This is a genomic window from Lactobacillus fornicalis, assembly GCF_055362665.1.
In genome coordinates this window covers 1-5,648 of the sequence record NZ_JBLTIM010000070.1, presented here as the reverse complement: position 1 = coordinate 5,648, position 5,648 = coordinate 1, and the positions used below count along the sequence as shown (strand labels likewise).

Here is a 5,648-nt window from a genome sequence, read left to right as displayed (position 1 = left end):
AAAAATTTGACAGTTTCTAATTAAAGAAGCTGATTCAAAGGATAAAGCTAAGCTTAATAAAGATATTGCTAAACAAGTTGCTAACTCTTTTATGGGCTATATGTTTAGATTAGATACACTCTTTAGTCTTACTGATGTTGATGTGAAGGACTATAAATTAAAATTTAGCGATGCTAATATTGATGAATCTTTGGATGATTTGACTAGTTTATTGACAGATGCACAAATAGAATTTGTATTAGAACTGCAAAGCATTTATAATACTATAGTTTTAAATGAGATTGTTCCAGATGGAATGAGTCTTTCTGAATCGATGATTAAGAAATATGATGATCATAAGGAAGACTTGAAAATATTTAAAGAATATATTGATTCTTTAAGTGATCAGAAAAAAGCTAAAAAACTGCTATCAGCCTATAATTTATATGTTAATTATCGTAAATCTGATTTAGTAGAAGCTAAGAATTTGTTTAAAAATAAGAAGGTAGGGGACAAAAATTTTGCCGATGTAATAAGCAACTTCGAAGTATTTGGCAAATTTGTTTCTGATAATTTAGATGATTCAGAATTAGCTAATAAGATTAAGGCTAGACTTGATTTAGGTGAATTTTTACCAAAACAAAGAACCAATCAAAATGGAGTGATTCCATATCAATTGCATCAAGTTGAATTGACGCAAATACTTGAAAAACAGGGAAAGTATTATCCATTCTTGATTACACCTAATCCTGTAGAAAGTCATAGAAATAATGCTCCTTATGAAATTAGTGAACTTGTATCATTCCGGGTGCCTTATTATGTTGGACCATTAATTGATAATCAAAGTATTAAAGATAAACAAAATAAAAATAAGTTTGCCTGGATGGTACGTCAAAAGCAAGGTCAAATAACGCCTTGGAATTTGGAAGAAATGGTTGATACTACAGAATCAGCTAATCAATTTATCAAGAGAATGACAAGGAAGGATACGTATTTATTAGCTGAAGATGTTTTACCAAAATCTAGTTTAGTTTATCAAAAATTTATGATATTAGATGAATTAAATAGAATAAAAATTGACGGCAAAAAATTAACAAGTGAACTAAAGCATGATATTTTTGAAAAATTATTTAAGAAGCAAAAAAGCATCAATTTAGATAACTTAAAGAATTATTTATTAGTAGAGGGCAATATTCCAGGTTTGATTGAGGGCCTTTCTGATGGAATTAATTTTAACAATAGTTTTTCAACTTATATTGATTATCGTAATATCTTTGGTGATGAGATTGATAATCCTAATAAGCAAGCTGACTTCGAAAAGATGATTGAATGGTCAACTGTGTTTGAAGACCGTAAGATTTTCAAGCGGAAGCTAAAAGAAATTACTTGGCTAACATCTGAACAAATTAAACAAGTAAGTAGTAAACGCTATTCAGGATGGGGGAGATTATCTAAGAAGTTATTAACTCAAATTACGGATGAAAATGGTGTTAATATCTTGCAAAGACTCTGGAATGAACCTGAAACTTTAACTGAAGTTTTAGCTAATCCGGTTATAAAAAGAAAAATTGTAGAAGCTAATAGTTCCTTTACTAAAGCGAAAGATATGAAAGATATCTTGGTTGAAGCATATACTTCTCCACAGAATAAAAAGGCAATTCGTCAAGTTATGCGAGTAGTTGATGATATTATTGCCGCTGCTCATGGTAAAAAGCCTAGTCAAATTGCTATTGAATTCGCTCGTGAAGATCAAGATAATCCACAAATGACTAAGTCACGTAAGGCTCAACTTGATCAGATATATGCCAAGATTAGCGATGAGTTTTTAGATGATGCGGTTAAAAATGAACTAAAGAATATGAAAGATAATAAGCCTTTGGCTAAGGACAAGGTGTTCTTGTACTTTAAGCAAATGGGTAGGGATGCCTATAGTGGTGAAAAATTATCTTTAGATAACTTGCAAGATTATGATATTGATCATATTTATCCACAATCATTTATTAAAGATGATTCCTTTGATAACAGAGTACTTGTTCAAAGAGCTTATAACAACGGTAAATCTGATAATGTGCCAGTACTCTTATTTGGAAATAAAATAGCTGCAGGTTTGGGAATTACTATTCGTCAAATGTGGAAGAAATGGCTTGAACTTGGACTTATTAGTAAACGTAAATTTAATAACTTGATTACAGATCCAGAAAAGATTTCTCGAAATATGGCTTCAGGATTCGTAAACCGGCAATTAGTAGAAACTAGTCAAGTTATTAAGTTAGTTGCTAATATTTTGCAGGCTAAGTTACCTGATACTGAGATTATTGAAGTAAAAGCTAGCTACAATTCTATCTTGCGTAAGGAATTTAACTTATACAAGAGTCGTGAAGTTAATGATTATCACCATGCTATTGACGCATACTTAACTACGATTGTTGGTAATTACTTGTATCAAGTCTATCCAAAACTTAGACCATACTTTGTATATGGACAATTTAAGAAGTTTGGCAAAGCTGAAAATCAAGAAGATGATCCAGTTAAGAAAATTAAGAAATTCAACTTTATTTATCAGTTGATTTGGGGTAAGGATGATGCAATTTGCATTAGCCATACCAATCAACAAGTCTTTAGTAAAAAAGATATTATTGACAAATTAACTACTGCATATAACTTCAAGTATATGAATATATCACATGCAGTTTACACCCGTAATAATAATATGTTTAAACAAACGCTTTTCCCAATTATTGAACGTACTACGGCTAAAACCAAAAGTTTGATTCCTAAGAAGCTTGATCGACCAACTGATATTTATGGTGGATATAGTAATAATAATGATGCATACCTTGCATTAGTCAAAGTAGATAAAAAGAGGGGGTCAGAATATCGCGTTGTTGGTATTCCGATGAGAGCTGCTGCCATGCTTAAAGCTTCAAAGAATTATGATGAAGATTTACGCAAAGTTATTGAACCAATGGTAATGTTTGATAAGAATGGTAAGGCTAAACGTGGAATTGAAGGATTCAGAGTTTTAGTTGGTAAGATGCCATTTAAGCAAGCTGTTCTTGATGGTAATAAGAAGTTTATGCTAACTGGGACTGTTGATACACCGAATTTAAAGCAATTGGTGTTGTCACAGCAAAATATGAAATATATTCTTGATTATATTGAAGATGTTGATTGTCGAAAACATAAATTTGGTGATAAGGTTCAAAATCCAGATAAATGTCTACTTGAAGTATTCGATGAAATTATTGAAATAGTTGATAAATATTTTGAATTGTTTGATAGCAGAGATTTTAGAGAAAAATTGCGGAACAGTAGAAATAAATTTATAAAATTAGAAGCTTCTAAGAAGGCTGATACAATATTAGCAATTCTTAAAGGCCTTCAGGCAAAATCAACGAGGGCAACAATTAAAGAATTAAATATATCAGATTTTGGAAGAATTATAACTTCGAGTATTTCCCCAGAAGCACAACTTATCTATCAATCTCCAACAGGCTTATTTGAAAGACGTGTTAAAGTCAAAGACTTATAATTAACCTTTGTATAGAAAAAGGATTACACTAATGATAGGTGTAATCCTTTTTTATTTACTGCAAAAAAAAGACCGCTATAAGCGGTACACATGTGAAAACTCGGCCCGAAAGCCTTGCTTGATTTTAAAAATAAGGTTGTTAAATCAGTAAATTGAAATGTTGAGGTTGTTAACTCAACATCTAAATATTAACATCTTTTTTTGTTATTAACAAGAGGAGTGAGTAAAAGTGAGTTGGAGAAATGTAATTATAACGCAACATGCTAAATTATCATATTCTGCTAATATGATGCAGGTACAAACGAGTAATGGAATTACTCAGATTCCGCTTTCAGATATTGCATTGGTCTTAGTTGAGAGCACGCAAGTTGTTATAACTTCTCAATTGATAAGTAAATTGGCTGAGCGAGGCTGTAAGGTAATATTTGTAGATAATAAATATAATCCAATAACTGAGACAGTGAATTATTATGCACCTAAATGTAATTATCAAAAATTACTTGCGCAGTTAAATTGGGATAATTCTTTAAAAGAAAAACTATGGACTAAAATTGTCTGGTTAAAAATGAATAATCAACTCAGGGTCTTAAAAAACTATAAATTAGAGTTTACTAAGGTTGAAGAAGAAATTAATAAGCTAGAGTTTAATGATGTAAGCAATCGAGAAGCAGTAGTAGCTAGAGAGTATTTCCAAGAACTTTTTGGAAAGAGTTTTGTCAGACAAGATGAAGGAGATACTATTAATGCAGCTTTGAATTATGGTTATTCCATATTGTTATCATCTTTTAATCGTCGCATTGTTCAAAATGGTTATGAAACATATTTAGGAGTTCACCATTCTTCTATTGCCAATCAATTTAACTTAGCATCAGATTTAATGGAACCATTTAGACCTTTTGTAGATTACTGGGTAGCAGGACAAAAATTAAAAGATTTTACTCCAGATGTGCGATATGGATTGGTTGAATTGCTTAGTTTACAGATTAAATATAATGGAAAAGCTATCCTTCTAGCTAATGCAATAGATCTATTTACCAAGGAGTGTTTAGGATATTTAAGCAGTGATGTGGATAAAGTAGAAAGTGTGATGGATTTTGTCAATGAGGTACCGAACCATGCGATTGTTGATAATGTTTGATTTGCCTACAGAAACGGCTCAAGATAGAAAGAACTATCGCATATTTAGAAAAGAACTGATTAATGAAGGATTTGTAATGATCCAATTTTCTGTTTATGTCCGAGTTTGTGTTAATCGAAAAATGGCTAATTTTTTAGAAAATAGAATAAGAAATTTCTTGCCAGAAGAAGGCCTAGTACAGTCATTAATGCTAACAGAAAAGCAGTATAATGATATGCACTTTTTAATTGGAACAGCAGTAGATGATGTACGGAACACTTCAGATAGGACAGTGATTATATGATTATTAGTTATGAAGGACATCATCCGATTAAAGTATCAGATGGTAAGGTAACTTTTATAAAAGTGGCTAATTCTGCAGTTTATCGTGATTTCATTCTTTCTTTTCAAGGAAAAAGCGATAAAGTAAAATTCTTTGATGAGCATTACAATCAACTTGAAAAGAATAAATTTATTGACTGGGTTGGAGATGTTTTAATTACACAAGATTGTCTTAATTCTTATCTAACTAAAATTATTTCAAATTTATTTGAGAATATAAGTGAAAAGCATCGGAATAGAATATTTGATAAATGGAGGCAACTTAGCACCGATATTCAAGATATAATCTTTATGACTGACTTACCAATTGAAGTCAATGAAAATGTAGATTTAAAAAAGTTATTTAAATTTGATGGAATTCATTTTGATGATTCTGTACTAAGTGATCCTTATGCTATAATTGAAACAGTTGTTAAAATTCATATTGAATGTAAATTGAATTCGGTTGTTACTTTTGCAAATGTAAGTCATTATCTTACAAAAGAACAACTGAATAACTTAATTACCTTTGTAAAAGAAGTAAATGTACCTTTGATATTAATGGAATTTTCATCTCCGAATTTTAAGGTTGTTAGTGGGGATTCAAGAGTCTGTTATATTGATGAGGATTTTGTCGACTGGTACTGATTTACAATCTGAGAAGCTGATGATAAAACGTCGGTTTTAGAAGGTTGTTAA

Annotated in this window: 4 protein-coding genes; all 4 read left to right on the top strand. The window is 30.7% G+C overall.

The window, feature by feature from the left end; translation table 11 throughout:
• Positions 1 to 19 precede the first annotated feature (19 nt).
• Positions 20 to 3,511: a type II CRISPR RNA-guided endonuclease Cas9 gene (gene cas9 / locus ACNDLV_RS08140; RefSeq protein WP_498883099.1), complete on the top strand. Its 3,492-nt coding sequence runs from the start codon at positions 20 to 22 to the stop codon at positions 3,509 to 3,511.
• A gap of 229 nt (positions 3,512 to 3,740) precedes the next feature.
• On the top strand, positions 3,741 to 4,649 hold the full coding sequence (cas1, locus tag ACNDLV_RS08135; protein WP_006586412.1) for a type II CRISPR-associated endonuclease Cas1: 909 nt from the start codon (positions 3,741 to 3,743) through the stop codon (positions 4,647 to 4,649).
• The gene (gene cas2 / locus ACNDLV_RS08130) at positions 4,627 to 4,932 is read left to right on the top strand and encodes a CRISPR-associated endonuclease Cas2 (protein ID WP_006587693.1); all 306 of its coding nucleotides are present in this window, start codon (positions 4,627 to 4,629) and stop codon (positions 4,930 to 4,932) included. Before cas1 ends, cas2 begins: the two co-directional genes overlap by 23 nt.
• Positions 4,929 to 5,597 (top strand): type II-A CRISPR-associated protein Csn2, encoded by a 669-nt coding sequence (csn2, locus tag ACNDLV_RS08125; RefSeq protein ID WP_006586414.1) that lies wholly within the window; start codon positions 4,929 to 4,931, stop codon positions 5,595 to 5,597. The genes cas2 and csn2 overlap by 4 nt, the downstream gene beginning before the upstream one ends.
• Positions 5,598 to 5,648 lie beyond the last annotated feature (51 nt).

Coding starts and splice junctions, on each gene's coding strand:
- cas2 (WP_006587693.1), top strand. CDS start 4,627: ATGCGATTGTTGATAATGTTTGATTTGCCTACAGAAACGGCTCAAGAT.
- csn2 (WP_006586414.1), top strand. CDS start 4,929: ATGATTATTAGTTATGAAGGACATCATCCGATTAAAGTATCAGATGGT.